The sequence below is a fragment of the Pantoea stewartii genome (assembly GCF_011044475.1).
GTDB lineage: Bacteria > Pseudomonadota > Gammaproteobacteria > Enterobacterales > Enterobacteriaceae > Pantoea > Pantoea stewartii.
The window spans coordinates 647,071-670,083 of record NZ_CP049115.1 but is presented as its reverse complement, the minus strand read 5'-3'; the positions used below and the strand labels follow the sequence as shown (position 1 = coordinate 670,083).

19 protein-coding genes are annotated in these 23,013 nt (G+C 52.5%); 7 read left to right on the top strand and 12 right to left on the bottom strand.

Going from position 1 to position 23,013, the window contains the following annotated elements; translation table 11 throughout:
• Window positions 1-150: 150 nt before the first annotated feature.
• Window positions 151-870 carry a fatty acid metabolism transcriptional regulator FadR gene (fadR, locus tag G5574_RS03055; protein ID WP_033741897.1) on the top strand — a complete coding sequence of 240 codons (720 nt, stop codon included), beginning with the start codon at window positions 151-153 and terminating at the stop codon, window positions 868-870.
• A 39-nt stretch (window positions 871-909) separates the two neighbouring features.
• Here the strand turns inward: fadR and G5574_RS03050 are convergent, their stop codons facing one another.
• Window positions 910-2,445, bottom strand: coding sequence for a SpoVR family protein (locus G5574_RS03050; protein ID WP_033741895.1), 1,536 nt, complete (start codon window positions 2,443-2,445; stop codon window positions 910-912).
• Window positions 2,446-2,947: 502 nt separating this feature from the next.
• On the opposite strand from G5574_RS03050, the gene G5574_RS03045 reads away from it, so the two are divergent.
• Together G5574_RS03045 and dadX are read left to right on the top strand one after the other, a co-directional pair.
• Window positions 2,948-4,249: a D-amino acid dehydrogenase gene (locus G5574_RS03045; RefSeq protein ID WP_006119433.1), complete on the top strand. Its 1,302-nt coding sequence runs from the start codon at window positions 2,948-2,950 to the stop codon at window positions 4,247-4,249.
• A 19-nt stretch (window positions 4,250-4,268) separates the two neighbouring features.
• A complete protein-coding gene (gene dadX, locus G5574_RS03040; RefSeq protein ID WP_006119432.1) occupies window positions 4,269-5,339 on the top strand; it encodes a catabolic alanine racemase DadX in 1,071 nt (356 codons plus the stop codon).
• Here the strand turns inward: dadX and G5574_RS03035 are convergent.
• From G5574_RS03035 to yeaG, 6 genes are all read right to left on the bottom strand, one after another.
• Window positions 5,332-6,525, bottom strand: coding sequence for a multidrug effflux MFS transporter (locus G5574_RS03035; protein ID WP_164482014.1), 1,194 nt, complete (start codon window positions 6,523-6,525; stop codon window positions 5,332-5,334). The genes dadX and G5574_RS03035 overlap by 8 nt on opposite strands.
• A 121-nt stretch (window positions 6,526-6,646) precedes the next feature.
• Window positions 6,647-8,113 carry an undecaprenyl-phosphate galactose phosphotransferase WbaP gene (gene wbaP, locus G5574_RS03030; RefSeq protein WP_033741889.1) on the bottom strand — a complete coding sequence of 489 codons (1,467 nt, stop codon included), beginning with the start codon at window positions 8,111-8,113 and terminating at the stop codon, window positions 6,647-6,649.
• A 379-nt stretch (window positions 8,114-8,492) separates the two neighbouring features.
• Window positions 8,493-8,726 carry a DUF1480 family protein gene (locus G5574_RS03025; RefSeq protein WP_033741887.1) on the bottom strand — a complete coding sequence of 78 codons (234 nt, stop codon included), beginning with the start codon at window positions 8,724-8,726 and terminating at the stop codon, window positions 8,493-8,495.
• Window positions 8,727-8,803: 77 nt separating this feature from the next.
• Window positions 8,804-10,531, bottom strand: coding sequence for a potassium/proton antiporter (locus G5574_RS03020; protein WP_033741886.1), 1,728 nt, complete (start codon window positions 10,529-10,531; stop codon window positions 8,804-8,806).
• 248 nt (window positions 10,532-10,779) lie between these two features.
• Complete coding sequence (locus G5574_RS03015; protein WP_006119424.1) at window positions 10,780-12,054, bottom strand: YeaH/YhbH family protein; 1,275 nt, start codon at window positions 12,052-12,054, stop codon at window positions 10,780-10,782.
• 93 nt (window positions 12,055-12,147) lie between these two features.
• Window positions 12,148-14,082, bottom strand: coding sequence for a protein kinase YeaG (yeaG, locus tag G5574_RS03010; RefSeq protein WP_006119423.1), 1,935 nt, complete (start codon window positions 14,080-14,082; stop codon window positions 12,148-12,150).
• A 422-nt stretch (window positions 14,083-14,504) separates the two neighbouring features.
• Here yeaG and G5574_RS03005 point away from each other — a divergent pair, with 422 nt between their 5' ends.
• Both G5574_RS03005 and G5574_RS03000 read left to right on the top strand, forming a co-directional pair.
• On the top strand, window positions 14,505-15,254 hold the full coding sequence (locus G5574_RS03005) for a MipA/OmpV family protein (RefSeq protein ID WP_006119421.1): 750 nt from the start codon (window positions 14,505-14,507) through the stop codon (window positions 15,252-15,254).
• A gap of 73 nt (window positions 15,255-15,327) precedes the next feature.
• On the top strand, window positions 15,328-16,179 hold the full coding sequence (locus G5574_RS03000; protein ID WP_164482013.1) for an aldo/keto reductase: 852 nt from the start codon (window positions 15,328-15,330) through the stop codon (window positions 16,177-16,179).
• Between the two features lie 7 nt (window positions 16,180-16,186).
• On the opposite strand, the gene G5574_RS02995 is transcribed toward G5574_RS03000, so the two are convergent.
• Together G5574_RS02995 and gapA are read right to left on the bottom strand one after the other, a co-directional pair.
• On the bottom strand, window positions 16,187-17,062 hold the full coding sequence (locus tag G5574_RS02995) for a D-hexose-6-phosphate mutarotase (protein ID WP_164482012.1): 876 nt from the start codon (window positions 17,060-17,062) through the stop codon (window positions 16,187-16,189).
• Window positions 17,063-17,134: 72 nt separating this feature from the next.
• Window positions 17,135-18,133: a glyceraldehyde-3-phosphate dehydrogenase gene (gapA, locus tag G5574_RS02990; RefSeq protein WP_006119418.1), complete on the bottom strand. Its 999-nt coding sequence runs from the start codon at window positions 18,131-18,133 to the stop codon at window positions 17,135-17,137.
• A 340-nt stretch (window positions 18,134-18,473) separates the two neighbouring features.
• On the opposite strand from gapA, the gene msrB reads away from it, so the two are divergent.
• Together msrB and G5574_RS02980 are read left to right on the top strand one after the other, a co-directional pair.
• The gene (gene msrB / locus G5574_RS02985) at window positions 18,474-18,884 is read left to right on the top strand and encodes a peptide-methionine (R)-S-oxide reductase MsrB (RefSeq protein ID WP_006119417.1); all 411 of its coding nucleotides are present in this window, start codon (window positions 18,474-18,476) and stop codon (window positions 18,882-18,884) included.
• Window positions 18,885-18,886: 2 nt separating this feature from the next.
• Window positions 18,887-19,168 carry a YeaC family protein gene (locus tag G5574_RS02980; RefSeq protein WP_006119416.1) on the top strand — a complete coding sequence of 94 codons (282 nt, stop codon included), beginning with the start codon at window positions 18,887-18,889 and terminating at the stop codon, window positions 19,166-19,168.
• A gap of 84 nt (window positions 19,169-19,252) precedes the next feature.
• Here G5574_RS02980 and pncA read toward each other — a convergent pair whose 3' ends face one another.
• From pncA to sppA, 3 genes are all read right to left on the bottom strand, one after another.
• A complete protein-coding gene (pncA, locus tag G5574_RS02975) occupies window positions 19,253-19,861 on the bottom strand; it encodes a bifunctional nicotinamidase/pyrazinamidase (protein WP_006119415.1) in 609 nt (202 codons plus the stop codon).
• Window positions 19,862-19,877: 16 nt separating this feature from the next.
• Window positions 19,878-20,891: an asparaginase gene (gene ansA, locus G5574_RS02970; protein WP_033741878.1), complete on the bottom strand. Its 1,014-nt coding sequence runs from the start codon at window positions 20,889-20,891 to the stop codon at window positions 19,878-19,880.
• Window positions 20,892-20,976: 85 nt separating this feature from the next.
• Window positions 20,977-22,842 (bottom strand): signal peptide peptidase SppA, encoded by a 1,866-nt coding sequence (sppA, locus tag G5574_RS02965; RefSeq protein ID WP_164482011.1) that lies wholly within the window; start codon window positions 22,840-22,842, stop codon window positions 20,977-20,979.
• Between the last annotated feature and the right edge of the window lie 171 nt (window positions 22,843-23,013).

Here is a 23,013-nt window from a genome sequence, read left to right as displayed (position 1 = left end):
GGCATCCTCGCACGTATGGCGCAGCACGGTAATCTGTCTTATTTTTGTGCTGAACCGCATTTTTAATCGTTGACAAGGCTATATCCGCTATAGGCGCTCTGGTATGATGAGTGCCCATTACGATCCAGAAAGCAATGAGAACACACAGTTATGGTTATTAAGGCGCAGAGTCCAGCCGGATTTGCTGAAGAGTATATTATTGAAAGCATCTGGAACAGCCGTTTTCCACCCGGATCGATCCTTCCTGCCGAACGTGAGCTTTCTGAACTGATTGGCGTAACGCGTACAACGTTACGTGAAGTGTTACAACGCCTGGCGCGAGACGGCTGGTTAACCATTCAGCATGGCAAGCCCACGCGCGTTAACGATTTCTGGGAAACGTCGGGTCTGAACATTCTGGAAACCCTGGCGCGTCTGGACCACGATAGTGTACCGGCTTTGATCGATAACCTGTTGTCGGTGCGCACCAATATTTCTTCTATTTTTATCAGCCGCGCGCTGCGCCACTATCCTGAGAAGGCGCGTGAGGTGCTGCAGGCCGTCGCGCAAACCGACGATCAGGTGGACAGCTATACGGAACTCGATTATCGGGTGTTTCGCGGCCTGGCGTTCGCCTCGGGCAATCCGATTTATGGCCTGATCCTGAATGGGTTGAAAGGACTGTATACGCGCGTTGGGCGGCACTATTTCTCCAATCCGGAAGCCCGTAAAGTCGCCCGCGAGTTTTATCTGACACTGCTCGACCTGTGTGACAAACAGCCTACTCAGGATGAAATCGTGGAGTGTGTCCGGCATTACGGACGCCAGAGTGGAGATATCTGGCATTCGATGCAAAAGAGTATGCCGAACGACTTAGGCGCTAAGCGCTAAAAAAAACCGGACTGCGCGTCCGGTTTTTTTATGCCTGTTTTAGAGGGGAACATTGCGCGGCGGATTGCGATCCAGCAGTTCGACGCTGCCATCTTCATTCTGCTGTTCCAGAATCACATCAAAGCCCCACAGGCGGTGCACGTGCTTAAGCACCTCCCGACGGCTCTTATCGAGTGGTGCACGGCTTTGTGGCACGTAGCGCAGCGTCAGGGAACGATCACCCCGTAAGTCCACATTGTAAACCTGAATATTGGGCTCCAGATTACTCAGGTTGTACTGTGCCGAAAGCTGCTGCCGAATGGCCCGATAGCCGGACTCGTCGTGGATCGCGGCGATTTCCAGATAATTGTTGCGGTCGTCGTCCAGCACAGTGAACAGCCGGAAGTCACGCATGACCTTAGGCGACAGGAACTGACTGATAAAGCTTTCATCTTTAAATTCACGCATCGCGAAATGCAGGGTTTTCAGCCAGTCAGAACCGGCAATATCCGGGAACCAGTAGCGATCCTCTTCCGTCGGCGACTGACAAATACGTTTAATATCCTGGAACATGGCAAAGCCCAGTGCATACGGATTGATACCGCTGTACCACTGGCTGTTGTAGGGCGGTTGATAGATTACGTTGGTATGGCTGTGCAGGAACTCCATCATAAAGCGTTCTGACACTTTGCCTTCATCATAGAGGTGATTCAGGATGGTGTAATGCCAGAAGGTCGCCCAGCCTTCATTCATCACCTGAGTTTGTTTCTGCGGGTAAAAATACTGGCTCACCTTACGCACAATGCGCAGAATTTCACGCTGCCACGGCTCCAGCAGCGGCGCGTTCTTTTCCATAAAGTAGAGCAGGTTTTCCTGCGGTTCAGAAGGGTAGCGCGCCGCTTCAAAATGCGCGGCTTCTTTTTCACGCCGCGGTAAGGTGCGCCATAAGGTATTGACCTGGCTTTGCAGATACTCTTCGCGGCTTTTTTGCCTGGCCTTCTCTTCCTGCAGGGAAATTTTTTGCGGGCGCTTATAGCGGTCCACACCGTAATTCATCAGGGCGTGACATGAATCGAGCAGGCGCTCCACTTCTTCAACGCCATAGCGCTCTTCGCAGTCAGCAATGTAATTTCTGGCAAATAACAGGTAATCCACAATGGAGCTGGCATCGGTCCAGCTGCGGAAGAGGTAGTTATTTTTAAAAAAGGAATTATGCCCATAGCAGGCGTGCGCCATAACCAGCGCCTGCATGGTCATGGTGTTCTCTTCCATCAGATAGGCGATGCAGGGGTTAGAGTTAATCACGATCTCATAAGCCAGACCCTGCTGCCCATGCTTGTAACGTTGCTCAGTCTCAATAAATTTTTTGCCAAACGACCAGTGCGAATAGTTGATGGGCATACCGACGCTGGAGTAGGCGTCCATCATCTGCTCGGAGGTAATCACTTCAATTTGGTGCGGGTAGGTATCCAGACCGTAGTGTTTCGCTACGCGGTCGATTTCAGCGAGATAGACATCCAGTAACTCGAATGTCCAGTCGGGCCCGTCGCTGAGTCGTTTGCTGTCCATGATGGAATCGTCAAAGATTGTTGTCATAGCGCACCTCTGTTTTGGCGAACGGACTCACCCTGACGCGTTGTCCGTTACGATTTATTTAAGGCTCTTCCTGAGAAAGGAACCCAAAAAAACTGAGTGAACAGATCAATGATAGTTCACTGTCGCTTATCCGATCCGGGAACTCAAACGAATTCTTTGGCAGAAAAATCATTTCAGGTTTACCGCGCTGGGATTAAATAGCTCCACACACTGAATAGCTGTCACTTTTCAGCATTAAATGCTGACTTTTTTCATAGGGGGAGATTATGAAGGATTCTCCTGTGAAAGGCATAATTAACCAGAACTGGTGTCATTTATGCCTGATTTTTTAATAAAGGACGCATAATTCTCTGAATTTGAGGGCGTGAAATGATTTTAGTTACCTGTAGGCGCAAAAAGAGGTGAAATGGATGGATTGTGTAAAGGATGTTTCCACTTTGTGATCACTCTGAATGTTAACCGGTGAATAGTGGATTATGCTTTTTATTTTCGCGGGGGACTTATGCACGTAGTTATTCTTGGTAGTGGCGTTGTGGGCGTAACCAGCGCGTGGTATCTGGCGCGCGCCGGCCATCAGGTCACCGTGATCGATCGTCAGCCTCAACCCGCCATGGAAACCAGCGCGGCAAATGCCGGGCAGATCTCGCCAGGCTATGCGGCGCCCTGGGCTGCACCCGGTGTGCCGCTTAAGGCGATGAAATGGATGTTTCAGCGTCATGCGCCTCTGGCCATCCGGCTGGATGGCAGCCGCTTTCAGCTTGAGTGGATGTGGCATATGCTGCGTAACTGTGACATGCAGCACTACCAGCAGAATAAAAGTCGCATGGTCCGGCTTGCTGAATACAGCCGCGATTGCCTGAAGGCCCTCCGCGCCGAAACGGGCATTGCCTATGAAGGCCGACAGGGCGGCACGCTCCAGCTATTCCGTACGCAACAGCAATTCGAGAGCGCAAGCAAAGACATTGCCGTTCTGCGCGAGGCCGGCGTGCCCTATGAATTACTGGAGTCGCATCAGCTGGCCAGCGTTGAGCCTGCCCTTGCGGCGACGCAGCATAAACTTACCGGCGGTCTGCGGTTACCAAATGATGAAACCGGCGACTGCCAGCTTTTTACCCAGCGTCTGGCCAAAATGGCCGAGGAAGCCGGTGTGGTCTTCCGCTTCAATACACCCATCGATCAGCTGCTGCGCGACGGTAACCGGATTTATGGTGTGAAGTGCGGCGATGAGGTGATTAAAGCCGACAGCTACGTCGTTGCGCTGGGCTCCTGGTCCACCGCGTTGATGAAAAATATTGTGGATATCCCGGTCTACCCTCTGAAAGGCTATTCCTTAACGATTCCGGTGACGAATGCCGATGCGGCACCCGTCTCCACCATCCTGGACGAAACCTACAAAGTGGCCGTCACACGTTTTGATAACCGTATTCGAGTCGGCGGTATGGCAGAAATTGTGGGTTTTAACACCAAACTGCCTGAAGCGCGTCGCGAAACGCTGGAGATGGTGGTTACAGATCTTTATCCTGAAGGGGGCGATGTCAGCCAGGCCAGTTTCTGGACAGGCCTGCGTCCTATGACGCCAGACGGTACGCCGGTTGTCGGGGCGACGCCGCTGTCCAATCTTTATCTGAATACCGGACACGGTACACTGGGCTGGACGATGGCCTGTGGCTCCGGACAGTTACTGGCTGACGTCATTTCCGGCACGTCGCCAGCGATTGCATCGGACGATCTCACGGTCTTCCGTTATTTGCCTGGTTTTGCGGCCAGCCGATCACCGCTTCGTAACGTTAACGCTACACGTTAAGCCTTCAGGGAGAGGAAGTATGTCACGTCCAATTGTCGCAACCATCAATCAACAGGCGTTGCGACATAACCTGGCCATTGTGCGTCGTGCGGCTCCCGCATCACGTGTCTGGTCTGTGGTGAAAGCCAATGCCTACGGCCATGGCATTGCCCGCGTGTGGGAAAGTCTGTCCAGCACCGATGGCTTCGCGTTACTGAATATGGAAGAAGCCATTCTGCTGCGGGAGCAGGGGTGGAAGAAACCCATCCTGCTGCTTGAAGGCTTTTTTCACCCTGACGATCTGACCTTAATCGATCGTTACCGTCTGACGACCAGCGTGCACAGCAACTGGCAGATTCATGCCCTGGCCAATGCGACGCTCTCGGCGCCTGTCGATATTTACCTGAAGATAAACAGCGGTATGAACCGACTGGGCTTTCGCCCTGAACAGGTAAATGGCATCTGGCATAAACTGCGTGCGCTGGAAAACGTCGGGGATATTACATTGATGGCGCATTTCGCTGATGCCGAGAATCCCGACGGCATTGTAGCGCCGCTACAGCGAATCGCCGACGCCACCGAAGGGCTGGACAGCCCGGTCTCGCTGTCCAATTCGGCCTGTACGTTGTGGCATCCTGAGGCGCACCGGGACTGGGTGCGACCGGGGATCATTTTGTATGGTGCGTCACCCAGCGGTGACTGGCAGGACGTGGCCAGCAGTGGACTTCAGCCGGTGATGACCCTGTCCAGTGAAATCATTGGTGTGCAGCAACTTCAGGCCGGAGATGGCGTGGGTTATGGCTATCGCTACCGGGCATCCCAGCCGCAGCGAATAGGTGTTGTCGCCTGTGGCTATGCCGATGGTTATCCTCGCCATGCGCCCAACGGGACGCCGGTTTTTGTTGATGGCGTGCTGACGCAGGTCGTGGGTGCGGTGTCGATGGATATGATTACCGTTGATTTAACACCCTGCCCACAGGCGGGCATTGGTTCACCTGTCGAGCTGTGGGGAAACAATGTCAAAATCGATCAGGTAGCAAAAGCGGCCGGAACGGTAGGTTATGAGCTGATGTGTGCCCTGGCCCCACGCGTTCCGGTGAACGTTATTTAATCGCTGTAATCCGGCTGTGCATGTTTTTACTGCAGCGCCAGGCGAGGAACGCCAGCGCTGCACCCAGCAGCATCATCAACGCCAGCGACATTTTCTCTGCCAGTGGCAGGGCGACAATAAGCAAACTCCCCGCTGCACCGCCTGCCATCTGAATAAAACCCTGTAACGCCGAGGCGACACCAGCCTGCTGTTGGTAAGGTTCCAGCGCATAGCTGGTGGCCGGGCCAACGGTGAAGGCCAGTCCGGCCACGGCTACGGCGACCGGGAACATATACAGCGCCCAGTGTGACTGCAGGCTGTCAGGCAGCAGTGTCATACCGGCCAGCAGCAGGCCAGCACCCAGTAGCATGGTCAGGCAACCCATCGCCAGGCAAAATGGCCTGCCCGCCTTACGAATCGCCTTGTTTACCACCACGCTCACCAGCATGATCCAAAAGCCATTCGCGCCAAAGGCAAAAGAGAATGCCAGAGGCGACAGGCCGCCCTCGGTCATCAGAATGTGGGGGGCCAGCGAAACATACGTCAGCACCATGCCCAGTGCGCCCGCATTCGCGAAGGCAAAGGCCAGAAAGCGCGGCTGACGTAAAATGGCGGCATACTGATTAACGGGAAGCCCTTTTACACGCAGCGTATCGGCCGGACGGGTTTCCGGCAGCCAGATAATGACCATCAGCATCACGACGGCGGCATAAGTACACAGGAACCAGAAGGGCGCGCGCCAGTCAAAGGCGCTGGCCAGCAGTCCACCCAGCAACGGTGCCAGTGCGGGCACGATATTCAGTGCGCCATTCAGAAAGCCATAAGCCCGGGCGGCATCATCACCACTTAACCGGTCGCGTACGCCGCTGAACGCAACGACGGCACTACAACATACCGCACAGCCCTGTACGACGCGGGCCAGCAGGAACAGCGGGAAGGAGGTGGCGGTGGCCGCAATGGCGCTGCCCGCTATGTAGAGCGTCAGGCCCAGCAGCGCAATAGGTTTGCGCCCATAGTTATCGACCAGCGGGCCGCTCACCAGCTGACCCAGTCCCATTATCAGCAGGAAAAGGGGGATCGTTGTTTGTATCAGCGTCACCGGTGTTGACAGACCGTCTGCGATCTGCGGCAGCGTGGGTAAATAGAGATCGATGCCTAAAGGCGCCAGGAGCACCAGGCTTAACAGCAACAGGGTATATTTTTGCATAGCAACCAGAGGGTAAACGTACGATAAAGCGAGGGAAGAGGGTAATGATTAATAAAGCAAAAGGAAAGCGAATTACCAGGGAAATGGCGATGCCTGTCTGAAACAGGCATCGCAGGCTAAATCAGTACGCGCCGTCGCGGCGTAATACCACACCGGCTGTTTTAAACAGGATGGCAATATCCGTCCAGAGCGCCCAGTTTTTGACATACCAGGAATCAAAGTAGACACGGGTATCGTAGTCAATGTCGTTACGTCCGCTCACCTGCCACAGGCCGGTCATCCCGGGCTTCGCCATCAGATAGTAATCCACGTCGCCGGCATAACGTTCCAGTTCCGCTTCGATAACCGGACGTGGGCCGACCAGGCTCATTTCACCCCGAATCACGTTCCAGAGCTGAGGTAACTCATCCAGGCTGGTTTTGCGCAGGAAGCCTCCGATGCGGGTAATGCGCGGATCATTTTTCAGCTTGAAGTCTTTGTCCCATTCGCGACGCGCTTCTTCGCTGGTCGCCAGCAGGTTTTCCAGCACCTCTTTGGAATTGGTGACCATCGAACGGAACTTCAGACATTTAAATTTCTTGCCATCCTGACCCACGCGCTCGTGACCATAAATGGCATTACCGCCATCACGCTTCACCATATAGCAAAGTAAGGCAAAAACCGGTGCCAGGAAGAGCAGCAGCAGCGAAGCTACCACAATATCAAATCCCCGTTTCAGGAAGCGTGACGAATGCTTCGCCAGGTTATTGCTGACGCGCAGAATCATCACTTCATGGCTGAAGATAAAGGACATGTCTGTGCCGTAAAGCGGTACACCGCGTAATGTTGGGATAACCGACACGGAACGGCAGTTCATTTTAGACAAGAATTTCAGCCAGCGGTCGCGCTCAGGCTGCTGTTCGTATTCCATTGCCACAATGAACTGCACATTGTCACGGTCGATGGTCTGCCAGTTAATATCGTTGGCGGAGATAACAGGCACACCATTAACGCTCTGCTGCAGCGGTGCGTCTTCAACGGAAATAAACGCCTGAACGTTATACCCGAGAATCTCCTCGCTTTGTAATGCGGCGTAAGCTTCGGTAGCGTTACGGCCCGAGCCAATGATAATGGTTTCTTTTTGCCATTGTCCGGCCCGGTTAATCGCGCTTTTCACGCCTGCACGCATTAACGGCAGCAACAGCAGGGCATAGCTCCAGCTGAACACCCAGACCATGCGGGAGAAGTCCCATTTGGAGAAGGCGATTAACGCCAGATCCAGCAGAGAGAACACGACGAGGGTTTTAACAATCTCTTTCAGTTCAAACCAAAAAGGTTTGCGGTAGGTATAGTGACGCAGGCGCATCCAGAACCAACCGGTGCAAAGCACCGACATAATAAACTGCGCAATAAAACGGTTCTCAATTTGATGGGGTGGAATAAAGGCATCAAGGTCGCCCCAAATTCCCTGCACGGTCGCGGCAGAGAGAAACAGCGCTAAATTCAGCGCAATGAGATCTGAAAAACTTAACGCAAGCTTTACAAGAATATTTTTACGAAGACCGCTCCACGAGCGAGTCGCATTGTTCATTACAATTGTACTTGCCATAAAACCTGCTCTCTTTAATGAAGTAAAAGATGGCCTGACCAGAATCAAGTACGCGTTCAGGGGTTAACGACTGAAAACCCGAAACCGGGACGTTTTCAGTTTGTTACAGTCATTAGAGCCATTGACGCTGCAAAAAACAGATTCTCTAAACGTGAGACAAGTCACGTAAAAATGCAGCACTGGAGAAGAGTATGCAGGAGATGTTTGACAGAGTTAATACGGAATAATTCTTAAAAAGTCAGGGGATAATCGCGCGGGTTTTGTTTAAGTTATTGATATGCAGAATATTGTATCAGAGATAAGCGTGATGCACGGAGATATTCAGGCCCATTTTTAGGAATTACCGCCAAACGGGCTGACTGGCGGTAATCCTCCGGGCTTACGCGGGTTTTTTTAATACCCAGCGGTCTTGTTGTTTATCGTAATGACCGATCGCTAATATCACTTCTTTACCGTCGATCCAGGCCGGTACGCTGGTTTCCTGATCCCAGCCGTCAAGCTGATAACTCAGGCCGGGATTGGTGTGGCAGGGAATACTCACCGTCACCGGGTCTTCGCTGCTGAATTCCGCATCAACAATTTCATAGCGACCAATTTTAACCACGTGACTCATGGATAACTCCCGTTTTAACTGAATGTTATAAAAGCGTAGTGCAATTCAGCTAATTAAACCGCGCTATTTAAATAAGATTATTCTTTGTCTTCATTGGGGCGTACGCCAATTTTAACAATATGATTATCTTCTTTCTCCGCCACCGTCCATGTCAGTTGATTCCATTCTATCTGGTCACCGACCACAGGTGCCCCGCCTAACATACTCATCATCAACTGACCCAGCGACTGTTGCGCGTTCGTATCTTCGTCGAGTTCAAGGCCATAAATCTGCGCGACATCATGAAGTCGCGCGTCGGCATCCAGAATAAAGTCGCCGAAGAAACGTTGATCCAGCGAGACAGGCGGCGACTGACTGAACATTTTGCCCAGCGCAGGCAGATCGCGCTCACGGCCAATCACACAAATCACGTCATTCTCTTTTAAACGCGTTGCGCCGTTGGGGTGCATTAACACGTTATCCCGAAACAGTGCGGCGATACGGGTTTCACGTGGCATCTGTAAATCCCGCAGCGCCGCGCCCACGCACCATTTGTCGGCGCTGAGCTGATAGACGAACTGCTCCCACGGATTCTCCGGATGAATATCCAGCCCGATACGGCTAATCGGAGAGGCGGTAGGCGGAACAACCACTTTGGCTTTCTTCGCCGCAAAGCCCAGCGAGGTGCCCTGTAGCATCAGGGAAACCAGCACCACGAAAAACGCAATATTAAAATAGAGCGAGGCATTCTCCAGACCGGCCATCATCGGGAAGACGGCCAGGATAATCGGCACTGCTCCGCGCAGACCGACCCAGCTGATAAAGATACGCTCCCGCGCCGTGAAGCCACGGAACGGTAACAGGCCGATAAACACCGACAGCGGACGTGCCACCAGAATTAACCACAGGGACAGAATCATCGCCGGAACAGCGATATGCCAGAGGTCGGAGGGCGTGACTAACAATCCCAGTACGATAAACATGCCGATCTGGCTGAGCCAGGCCATACCGTCAAAGGTCTGCAAAATGCCGAAACGGTTGCGGATAGGGCTGTTACCCAGTAAGAAGCCGCACAGATAGACGGCGAGGATGCCGCTGCCTTCCAGCACGGTGGTCAGCGCAAAGACCAGAATGCCGCCGCTCAGTGCCAGTAAGGGATACAGGCCGGGAGCCAGATTCATGCGGTTAATCAGTTGCTGCAGGGCCCAGCCACCGCCCAGACCGAGGACAATCCCCAGACCGAACTGCTGAATCAGATGCACCACGAACATCCAGTCCAGACCGGTTCGTCCCTGCTCAATCATTTCGATCAGCGTAATGGTCAGAAACACCGCCATCGGGTCATTGCTGCCGGACTCAATTTCCAGCGTGGCACTGACACGTTCATTCAGACCTTTGTCACCGAGCAGGGAAAATACCGCTGCCGCGTCGGTGGAGCCGATAATCGCACCAATCAGGAAGCCCTGCATCATATCGAGCCTGAACAGCCAGGCTGCGACCATGCCAGTCAGGCCTGCCGTAATGATCACGCCTACGGTTGCCAGTGATAAGGCCGGTCCGAGCGCCACCTTAAAGGAGCTGGCTTTGGTGCGCATGCCGCCGTCCAGCAGGATGATAGCTAGGGCAAGGTTAGAGATCAGGTAGGCCGCCGGATAGTTATCAAATGCGATGCCGCCAATACCGTCAATGCCGGCCAGCATGCCCAGCGCCAGAAAAATCACCAGGATAGGAATGCCCAATCGGGACGAAAAGGAACTGAGCAAGATACTCGATGCAACCAGCACGGACCCAATAATGAAAAGACTATAAACAATAGTGTGGTTCAAACGCGGTCTCCTGAGATACGGCAGACAATGTTAACTAAGGTGTAGAAACATCCATGCTATGTCTGCAAGATAATGTTTTATCAATGAGTTGTCATTGTCATTTTGCAATTTATCTTAATTGCTAATGCACTGGATAATCCCAGTTAACAAGGCTAATAGGGGAGTTAGATAGCTTGCAGCAGGCAAGACCGCATTTTAAGAGGTTATAAATACAATAAAAAAAGCCGACTGGGCGTCGGCTTAGTGTCTCAGGCTTCCATTGCCTGTTTGTGAAACAGCTCACGAAACACAGGATAAATATCTTCGGGCTCCCGGATGTGCTGGATCGCAAAGTTGTCGAACATTGACTGCAGATGTTCGTATTCGCGCCATAAGGTCTGATGCGCGCGACGTGTTATCTCGATGTAAGTGTAGTAACGCACCACCGGCAACAGATTTTTTGCCAGAATCTCGTGGCAGAGCGGTGAATCGTCTGCCCAGTTGTCGCCATCCGACGCCTGCGCGGCGTAGATATTCCATTGCGCCGGATCGTAGCGCTCCTTCACAACCTCATCCATCAGTTTCAGTGCGCTGGAGACGATGGTGCCGCCGGTTTCCTGCGAATAGAAAAACTCCTGCTCATCGACCTCTTTGGCCTGAGTATGATGGCGTATGTAGACCACCTCGACGTTTTTATAAGTCCGGCTGAGGAACAGATAGAGCAAAATATAAAAGCGTTTTGCCATATCTTTCGTCGCCTGATCCATCGAGCCGGAGACATCCATCAGGCAAAACATGACCGCCTGACTGGAAGGCTCGGGCCGCTTCTCGAAGTTTTTATAGCGCAGGTCAAAGGTGTCAATAAAGGGCACTCTGTCAATGCGCGCGCGCAGTTCGGCAATCTCCTTGCGCAGGCGTTCCTCTTCGAGTAACTGAGCGGGCTCTGACTTTTCTACTTCGCTGAGGGCATCCTCAAGCTCATGGAGCTGGCGGCGCTTACCTGCCGTCATCGCTGTACGTCGGGCCAGGGAATTTTGTAAAGAACGGACCACGCTGATGTTGGCGGGAACGCCATTCGAGGTAAATCCGGCACGGTGCGTTTTGTACTCATTCAACTGGCGGTGCTGATTTTTCCGCAGATTGGGCAGCGCCAGATCCTCAAACAGCAGATCCAGATATTCATCTTTGGAAATTTGAAAAACAAATTCATCCTCACCTTCACCGTCCTGACTGGCATTTCCCTGACCTGAACCGCTACCGCCCCCGCCTTGTGGGCGTTCAACACGGTCATTTTGCACGAAGTGATCATTGCCTGGATGAACGCGATGACGTTGTCCACCACGCCCCTGATGAAAAATGGGTTCATTGATATCATCTACGGGAATAGAGACGGATTCGCCACTGCTGACGTCGGTTACCGAGCGTTTGTTAATGGCCTCGGAAATCGACTGCTTAATCTGCGACTTGTAACGACGTAAGAAGCGCTGGCGATTAACCGCACTCTTGTTTTTACCGTTCAGTCGGCGATCGATAAAATAGGCCATGATGTTCCCCCAAACTACATTGCAAGCAGGCCGGGCTGACCCGACCTTAATATGACCGGTGCTGTCCCGCACCGGTTTGCTTACAGACTTTGATCAGGACGATTTACGCACGCGCAGATACCATTCACACAGCAGGCGAACCTGTTTGCGGGTATAGCCTTTTTCCATCATGCGATCGACAAAATCGTCGTGTTTCTTCTGCTCATCCGTAGAGGTTTTGGTGTTGAACGAGATAACCGGCAACAGCTCTTCGGTATTGGAGAACATCTTTTTCTCAATGACCGTACGGAGTTTTTCATAGCTGGTCCAGTTGGGATTTCTGCCATTATTATGCGCTCTTGCACGAAGCACAAAATTGACAATTTCATTACGGAAATCTTTAGGGTTACTAATCCCGGCAGGCTTCTCAATTTTCTCCAGCTCGGCATTCAGCGATTCACGGTCAAATAATTGTCCGGTATCCGGATCGCGATACTCCTGATCCTGAATCCAGAAATCCGCATAAGTTACATAACGGTCGAAAATATTCTGACCATATTCGGAATAGGATTCCAGATAAGCCGTTTGAATCTCTTTGCCAATAAACTCCGCATATTTAGGAATTAAATAGCCTTTGAGATGCTCAAGGTATTTTTCCGCCTGATCCTGTGGGAACTGCTCACGTTCAATCTGCTGTTCCAGCACATAGAACAGGTGCACCGGGTTGGCGGCAACTTCAGCATGGTCAAAGTTAAACACGCGTGACAGGATTTTAAAGGCGAAACGCGTCGACAGGCCATTCATGCCTTCGTCCACGCCCGCATAATCGTGGTACTCCTGCCAGGATTTCGCTTTCGGGTCGGTATCCTTCAGGCTTTCACCATCGTACACGCGCATTTTCGAGTAGATGCTCGAGTTATCCGGATCTTTCAGACGCGACAGGATAGAGAAGCGCGCCAGCGTCTCAAGCGTGCCAGGTGCACATGGCGCAGTGGACAGCTCACTGTGGTTCAGCAGCTTTTCATAAATCTTAATTTCCTCTGACACGCGCAGGCAGTAAGGCACTTTAACGATGTAAACACGGTCGAGGAAAGCCTCGTTGTTTTTATTGTTGCGGAAGGTCACCCATTCGGATTCGTTTGAGTGCGCCAGGATGATGCCGTTAAACGGCAGGGCTGAAATCCCTTCCGTACCGTTGTAGTTTCCTTCCTGCGTGGCGGTGAGGAGGGGATGCAGAACCTTAATCGGCGCTTTAAACATCTCAACGAATTCCATGATGCCCTGGTTGGCCCGGCACAGTGCGCCAGAGTAACCGTAGGCATCAGGATCGTTTTGCGCGTGGTTTTCAAGTTTGCGAATGTCGACCTTACCGACCAACGCAGAGATATCCTGGTTGTTCTCATCGCCCGGCTCTGTCTTGGCGATGGCTAACTGCTCAAGAATCGATGGCCAGACTTTAACGACTTTAAAGCGTGTAATATCCCCGCCAAAGTCATGCAGACGTTTGGCGGCCCAGGGCGACATAATGGTGCCAAGGTAGCGACGCGGTACGCCGTACTCTTTTTCCAGAATGTTAGCGTCTTCCTGCGGGTTGAACAGGCACAGCGGATGGTCGTTGACCGGACTGCGTTCGCCGTCGGCGCTGAGCACGTAGATAGGGACGCGTTGCATCAGGGATTTCAGGCGCTCAGCCAGGGAGGACTTACCGCCACCCACCGGACCCAGTAAATAGAGAATCTGCTTCTTCTCTTCAAGGCCTTGCGCTGCGTGTTTCAAATAGGACACGATCTGCTCAATCGCTTCCTCCATACCGTAAAACTCTTCGAACGCTGGGTAACGTCCCATAACCCGGTTAGAAAAGATTCTGGAAAGGCGTGGCTCCTGGGCAGTGTCGACCATTACTGGCTCACCAATAGCCATTAAGAGTCGCTCTGCTGCGTTGGCGTATGCACTGCGATCCTGTTTACAGATAGTCAGAAATTCCTGCAGTGTGAACTCTTCGTCCTTGGCAGCTTCATAACGCTGACGATAGTGATCGAATATATTCATAGCGATGCCCGTCCTTTCGTTTTTAGCACAGGTAAAGGAGCAATAATCAGTGCTCGTACAGCTCCCGGAAGATATTAATCTGTTTACTACAGCAACCCTTATGCCAACCTGATCGTTCTTATCGGGATGCACAACTTTTATGGTTACTTGGTAAGTACAAAAACTCGGGTATTAAGTTTAACTGTAGAAGGCATTCAGGAAATTTCATCATAGATTTTTGATTAGTGAGCCACATATCAATAACAAAATCATTTTGTTGCGAAACGTTTTTCCTCAGTTAACCCCCGTTCTGTGATGCCTTCAACCCGGTTATGCCACATTCTGCGGCAAACGCGGTAGATGATTTTGATATAAGGTTAATTCAGTCTGTAAAAAGCGTTAGACTCTATGTGTGATTGTTATATTTATGGAATGAATAAATTGTGAACCAATTCAAACTTAACGTGCTTATTGCACTTATCCCTTGTTATTTTCTGGGCCAGTCAGTACAAGCCGCACCCTTATCGCTCGGTGCATCAGTGATTTATGCGCAGTCACCTTATCGTGGTGGACAGGACCGCTATTTGCCTGTTCCCATCATCAATTACGAAGGGGAAAAATTCTGGTTTAACACGCTGCAGGGTGGCTATTACGTGTGGAAAGACCCACAGGATCAGCTCTCTCTGTCGCTGTTGGGTTCGCCGCAGCAATACGACCCGGATGACAACGATCTGGGGGATATGAAGGGGCTGGATAAGCGCCGAATGACGTTGATGGGCGGGGTGACTTACCGGCATACGGATGACTGGGGCATCATACGGACCTCATTGTTAGGCGATGTGCTTAACAACAGCAACGGTATCGTCTGGGATTTGACCTATCTTTACCGTTTCAGCTTTGGCGACTTTACCTTTACGCCGGGAATTGGTGCATTGTGGAACAGCGCGAATCAAAACCGCTACTACTATGGCGTATCGGGTAACGAAAGCGATCGGACCGGAATTCGTCGTTATCATCCGGATGACAGCTGGTCGCCTTATGTGGAAATGAACGCCAGCTACAGCATTACCCCGCAGTGGAATGCCAGTCTTTCAGGGCGTTACACCCGCTTTGCCAGCGAAATCAAAGACAGTCCGATGGTTGATAAAAGCGGACAGTTTACGGTCTGGACAGGCGTCAGCTATACCTTCTGATGCGGTGCACCCTGGGAGTGCAGGCTGTGCGCTCTCAGGGTGCATATGCCCCCATTCAGTGCAGGAGAACCCGATGACAAAATATATCGATATTGCAGGTCAGCGTCAGATTCCGGCAATCGGTCTTGGCACCTGGTATATGGGGGAGGATCCCGCCAGCCGGCAACAGGAAATCAGTGCGCTTCAGGCAGGGCTGGATGCCGGTTTGCGGCTGGTGGATACCGCTGAAATGTATGCAGAGGGTGGCGCCGAAGAAGTGGTAGGCGATGCCCTGAAGGGACGGCGTGATGAGGCCCTGCTGGTATCGAAAGTTTATCCATGGAATGCCGGAAAACAGGATGCCATCGCCGCCTGCGAGGCCAGCCTGCGTCGTCTGCAAACGGATCGAATTGATTTATATCTTTTGCACTGGCGCGGCAGTGTGCCACTCGACGAAACCATCAGCGCGATGCAGACCTTGCAGCAGCAGGGCAAAATTCGTGCGTGGGGTGTTTCAAACTTCGACAGCGAGGACATGGACGCCCTGTGGGCCGAAACGGGTGGCGAAAATTGTGCCACCAATCAGGTGCTTTATCATCTGGGTTCCCGCGGTATTGAATACGATTTGCTACCGCTCTGTCGCCAGCGCGCGATGCCCGTCATGGCGTATTGTCCCCTGGCACAGGCCGGTCGGTTACGCAGTCAGCTGTTTACCGACCCCGCTCTGAACGCAATTGCCCGCCAAAAAGGCATCACCGTGGCACAGCTTCTGCTGGCCTGGGCGATTCGGGATGGCGATGTCCTTGCCATCCCTAAAGCCAGTTCACTGGTACATGTTCGTGAAAATGCGGCTGCGCTGGACATTACCCTGAGCGAGGAGGACTGTCTCAGACTCGACAGGGTTTTTCCGCCGCCACAACACAAACTGCCGCTGGATGTGGTCTGAACGCGCCTCAGGCCTTATTTTTCAAACGTATTGTCGTCGCCAGTCGGGCAGGCTTGTCGCCTGCACTGCGCAACGGTTTACTAATGCGCGCGGTTTCAACACACACCATCGTTTTATAACCCTCATTTGGCATGTCCGCCATACTACACGACAGCGCCACACCGGGATTCCACGTGACAACGTCACTATGGTGATGGTGGTACACTTCAATTTGCCGTTTTCCAGCCAGATCGTTGATAACTGAACAGTCTTTTGGCGCAGTGAAGATACGATCCACGCGCTCGGTAAAGCGCTGTTTACCCTCGCTCTGACCCGGCTGGTTATCTTTGACCTTGTCGATGTAATGTTCACCCAGTCCGGTGACCTCAACGCTCGCACTGTCCGCCACGTTAAAATAGCTGTGTAGCGCGGCTGTCGATTCATAATCACCGTAGGCTTCCAGCTCAATTTCGCAATGCTGGCCCAGACGGAAGCGGGCAATAAGGGTAAAGTCATGCGGCCACAGCTTCAGCGTTTGTGGGGTACTTTCCAGCACAAATGTCAGCAGCACGCCGTCTTCGTTTTCATCATGCGCAGAGAGCGTCCATGACTGATTTCGGGCAAAGCCATGGGCAGGCTCTCCTGCCGGTCCAAACCAGGGCCAGCAAATCGGTACACCGCCGCGAATCGCCTTACCAGGCAGGAAAGGGCTCTTGTCGCTCAGCCAGATGACGGGCTTCTCACCGCTCGGTTGCCAGGCAATCAGATGCGCGCCCTGTAAGGTCACGGCCGCCCGTACACGCGGATGGCTGACAATCATAACCGGGAGTTCACCCACCTGACGTTGCGACAGATAAGGCGTGATTTGTTTAACCACGGGAAGGGAAAAGAGTTTGTCTTGCATGCCTGACTCCATAGTGAAGGGATCAAAAAAAGGGTGACCGAAGTCACCCTTATTGTCTCGTGTCTGGCTGCCTTATTTAGCAGCAACCAGCGCAATCAGGTCGAGAACTTTGTTTGAATAACCGGTTTCGTTATCGTACCAGGAAACCAGTTTAACGAAGTTGTCGTTCAGCGCGATACCGGCTTTGGCATCGAATACTGAGGTCAGGACTTCGCCGTTGAAGTCGGTAGAAACCACGTCATCTTCAACGTAGCCCAGCACGTCTTTCATCTCGCCTTCAGCCGCGGCTTTGATAGCGGCACAAATTTCTTTGTAAGACGCAGCTTTTTCCAGACGAACGGTCAGGTCAACAACAGAAACGTTAGGCGTAGGTACGCGGAATGCCATACCGGTCAGTTTGCCGTTCAGTTCTGGCAGCACTTTACCTACCGCTTTAGCGGCGCCGGTAGAAGACGGGATGATGTTCTGTGATGCACCACGACCACCGCGCCAGTCTTTGTGAGACGGGCCATCAACGGTTTTCTGCGTTGCGGTAGTGGCGTGTACGGTGGTCATCAGGCCTTCAACGATACCAAATTTATCGTTGATGACTTTTGCCAGCGGGGCCAGGCAGTTAGTGGTACAAGAGGCGTTAGAAACGATGTCCTGGCCCTGGTATTTGTCGAAGTTAGCACCACGAACAAACATTGGGGTGTCATCTTTAGATGGACCGGTCAGAACCACTTTTTTCGCGCCAGCAGTGATGTGCTTACGTGCGGTTTCGTCGGTCAGGAAGATACCGGTTGCTTCAGCAACGACGTCAACGCCCACTTCGCCCCACTTCAGGTTAGCCGGATCTTTCTCAGCGGTAACACGGATTTTCTTACCGTTAACAACCAGAGCGCCGTCCTGTACTTCAACGGTGCCGTCAAAACGGCCGTGAGTAGAGTCGTACTTCAGCATGTACGCCATGTAGTCAGCGTCCAGCAGGTCGTTGATAGCAACGATTTCGATGTCAGAGCGCTGTTGAGCAGCACGGAAAACGATGCGACCGATACGGCCAAAACCGTTGATACCTACTTTGATAGTCATATATTCCACCAGCTAGTTGTTAGTGAATAAAAGGTTGGCTGTAAAATTACAAAAACCTTACCAGGCGTCAAGCGGAATCGTGTCAATTGTTGCGACAGGTCAATCCACCGAACAGGAATTATTTGACGCGCAACCGCTTGCGCGCTTCCGCGAACATCGTGCTCTGTTGAAACCTTCGCCGAATATATAGGGATATGCCAGAGAAAAGGTGATCAAAATCACAAATCCACCTTGTAAGATACGGACCGAAGGGCAGAGCACAAAAAAAGACCCGACTAATGTTGATCATTTGTTAGAATACTAGTCGATTTTTTCAGAATGACATCCCGGAATTGCTCAAATGCCTAAAGAAACCGCACCCGACGCAAAAATCGCCCAGTTAACTGAGATGCAGCGCTATGTCACGCAACAGCGTGGCACGGAGCCGCCGTACAGCGGTGCGCTGCTGCATAACAAGCAGGAAGGGATTTATCACTGCCTGGTGTGCAACGCGCCCTTGTTTCTTTCAGAGACGAAATACGATTCAGGCTGTGGCTGGCCGAGTTTTTATGAGCCCGTCAGCGATGAGGCTATTCGTTATCTGGAAGATAACTCGCACGGTATGCAGCGTATTGAAATCCGTTGCGGCAACTGTGATTCTCATCTCGGCCATGTTTTCCCTGATGGGCCGCAGCCGACCGGTGAGCGTTACTGTGTGAACTCAGCCTCGCTGAACTTCACCAGTCCACAAGGCGACGAGATTAAGGGCTAACCATGAAACAGCAACTTGAAGCCATGCTTGATGCTATGACACCCGAAATTTATGAACGCCTGATGACGGCCGTTGAAACCGGAAAATGGCCGGATGGAGTGGCGCTGACGCAGCAACAGCGTGATAACAGCCTGCAGTTGGTTATGATGTGGCAGGCGCGCAATAATGATGCGCCACAGCATATGACCATCGGCAAAAATGGCGAAATGGTGACCAAATCGAAAAAGCAGTTAAAAGAAGAGTTTGGTATCGAACCGGACGTCACGCGCATTCATCTGCATTAATGGCGCGGTAAGTCGCCAGTCAGCCACGCGCAGGCGCGCATGGTATGGAAGAGCAAAAAGGGCTGGCGTATAGCCAGCCCTTTTTCAGATAATGACGGCGCCCTGAGCCGCCATCTGCGCCAGCGCGATGTCGCTGTCTTCTGGGTTGAGATTAACGCCACGGCAGCCTGCCGCCACGACCTCGACCTGATAACCCAGTTCAAGTGCATCCAGCACGCTGTACTTCACGCAGTAATCCGTCGCCAGGCCCAGCATGACCAGATGCGTGATATCGCGTGCGCGTAACCAACTGTCCAGTTCTGTCTTGCGTCGGTGTCCGTTGTCAAAAAAGGCGCTGTAGCTGTCTACGTCCTGATCTTGCCCTTTATGGAAAACCGCATCGAACAGGCTGCGATCAAGTCCGGGATGAAAATCAGCCCCCGCAGAATGCTGCACGCCATGATCCGGCCACCAGATCTGTGGCAGGCCGTTGAGTTCACCGAGGGTATAGACAGGTTCGCCGGATACGGAAGCAAAACTACCGTGATCGGCTGGATGCCAGTCCTGCAGGGCTACGACGCACTCACCATTCTCATGAAAAGCACGGGCGTAGCGGTTAGCAACCTCGACCGTATGATCGCCTTCTTTGACGGCCATTGGGCCGCCGGGGCAGAAGTCGTTCTGGATGTCGATAATGATTAATGCCCGTTTCATTGCCGTTGACTCCATCTTAGTCGTCTGTCAGTTCGCCACGCAGGTTCTGCTGCATTTTGGCGCGGATCTGATCGCTGGACAGATCCTGGCTCAACAGATAGTGAAGTTTCGTCAGCGCCGCTTCAACCGTCAGATCAAAGCCGCTGATGACGCCAGCGTGCTCCAGAGCATTCCCGGTGGCGTAGCCACCCATATTGACCTTGCCAGAAATACACTGGGTCAGGTTGACGACCACAATGCCGCGTTCGCTGGCCTGCTGAAGTTCAGACAGAAACTCGGCGTTTTGCGGCGCGTTACCGACACCGTACGAGCGTAAAATCAGCGCCTTAACCGGCTGACGTAAAAAGTTACGCACGACATCTGCAGAGATGCCCGGATAAATTGTCACCACGCCAATAGGTTGCGGGGTAATGGTATGAACAATCAGTTCGCCTTTGCCCTGAGGTGCAGGCGGCGTATTAAGACGACGGATATGAATCCCGGCTTCCAGCAAGGCTGACAGGTTGGGCGACGCAAAGGCGTTGAAACCGTCCGCGTGCGCTTTAGTGGTACGGTTACCGCGATAGAGTGTGTTGTTGAAAAACAGCGTCACCTCGTTGATGGGATAATTCGCAGCGACGTAAAGGGAATTAAGCAGGTTTTGTTGGCCATCGGAACGCAGTTCGGCTAACGGAATCTGTGAGCCCGTAACGATGACCGGCTTAGCCAGATTTTCGAGCATAAACGACAGGGCAGAGGCGGTAAATGCCATGGTATCCGTGCCGTGCAGAATGACAAAACCATCATAGCGATCATAGTTCAGCCGGATATCTTCGGCGATTGACTGCCAGTCCTGCGGGGTCATGTCAGAAGAGTCAATCAGAGGCTGATACTCATGAATCGTGAAGTCAGGCATTTCCGGGCGATGGAACTCAGGCATCTTCGCCAGTTCCTGCTGCAGATGACCAGAAACCGGAATATAACCTTGAGCAGAACGTTGCATACCGATGGTACCGCCCGTGTAGGCAACGTAAATATTTTTCTTTTGCATAGGTAAACTCAGACTTGCCGTAAAACGGGCAGTATAAGGGGAACAGCAGGGAAAAGCAGCCCGACAAGCAGTCGGGCTGAGAGGTTTATCGCACTTCGCCGCAGTTCAGGCAGAAGGCATAGCGGTTTTGCGGATCGTTCAGATTGTCAAACAGGCCGGGCTGATTCTTCATCGCGCTCATCACATCGTACATGGGCGCAGGCAGCCAGGCTTTCATCGTGTCAGGCAGTACGGCCTGAACAGACGCGTTCATCTGATTCAGCATCACGTCAAGGAAGCCGGGATCTTCCTGATACCAGTCAAGCTCTGGCTGGGAAACCTTCGCCAGCTCAGCCGCTTTTTTCACCGCATCGTCAAAATCGCCCAGCGCATCGACCAGACCATTGGCTTTGGCATCGCTGCCCGTCCAGACGTGCCCCTGCGCGATGGCATCGATCTGTTCCGGTGTTTTATGGCGCGATGTCGCCACCAGTCCCACGAAGTTGTGGTAGCCGTTTTCAATGGTCAACTGCATCAGTTGCTGCACTTCCTCAGGCAGCGCTTTGGTGCTTGCGACGTCTGCCAGGGGTGAGGTCGCGACGCCATCGGTATGCACACCAATCGAGGCCAGGCTGTTCTCCAGCGTGTTAATCACGCCAAAGATGCCGATAGAGCCGGTCAGCGTGCTGGGGCTGGCAATAATGTAGCTGGCTGGCGTCGAGATCCAGTAGCCGCCCGAGGCTGCCATACCGCCCATGGAGACCACAATCGGTTTGCCTGCCGCTTTCGCTGCGGCCAGTTCCGAACGAATCGCTTCGGACGCCGTAACGCTGCCGCCCGGGCTGTTCACCCGCAAAATAATGGCCTTGATTTTGGGATCCAGTCGCGCATCGCGGATCTGCGCCGCTGTCGTATCGCCGCCCACATTACCCGGTGTTTCATCACCATCAATGATGGCACCGCTGGCAAGAATCACGGCAATGTTGCCTTTTTGCTGGCTGGCATCCTGTTTAACGTTGTAATCATAAATGCTGACGTTACGGTAATCGTTGTTTTGCTTATCGAAGCCAAATGCCTGGATAAGCGCCTGGTCCGCGTCAGCGCGTGAGCCCAGCACATCGACCAGTTTGTTATCCAGCGCATATTTTCCGGTATCGCCCTTAACAGCCTGCAGACCTGCGATAATAGCGGCAGCGCCAGGGAACAGCTGCTCAGGCGTAATCTGGCGGTTAGCAGACACGGTATTCAGGTAATTTTGCCAGAGCTGGCCAATCCAGCGGCTATCTGCGTCACGCGCCGCTGGCGACATATCGTCACGCAGGAAGGGCTCAACGGCTGATTTATAGGTGCCCACGCGGAAAACGTGTGAATTGACTTTCAGCTTGTCGAGCAACGTTTTGTAGTAGAGACCGTTGGTGGCAAAGCCGTGCAAATCAACGGTGCCCTGTGGCGACAGATAGATTTTCGTCGCATAGCTGGCAAGGTAGTACTGCGCCTGGCTATAGCTGTCGCCTAAGGCGTAAACAGGCTTACCGCTGTCGCGGAACTCGCGTAACGCTTTACCTACATATTGCAGAGAAGGCTGATCGCCGCCAGCAAAATCACGCAGGTCTAAAACCAGACCTTTAATATTGCTGTCACCTTTGGCCTGACGAATAGCATCCACTACATCAAACAGGGAGTTTTCCTGCAGACGATCGCTACTGGTGCCTAATAACTGACGACCAATTTTGCTCAGACGGTTGCTGACGGAGGGTTTGTCGACCAGCACACCGGTCAAATCCACTTTTAGCGCACCTTGCTGTACCGGGGCGGAGGAACGGCTGCCTGAGCCGCTGATCTGAAGCCAGATCCCAACACAGACAATAATTAAGAAAACCAGAAACAGGTTGAGAATACATTCCCTGATAAAATTCAACACTCGCCAGGTCCAGCGGAACAGACCCGCAATTATTCGCCACAGTGTGCGCATCACATTCTCCATTTTGATATAGCCGGAAATAGCCACCAGGCGGGCCAGGTCTCCGTTAACGACCTCATCCTAAAGAGCAGCGAAACAAAAGTCAGCAGGAAATCACCCTGGACTGTTACAAAAAATCCACTTGTGCCAGGATTACCCGTGCTTTTACTGTCAGGAGAAAAA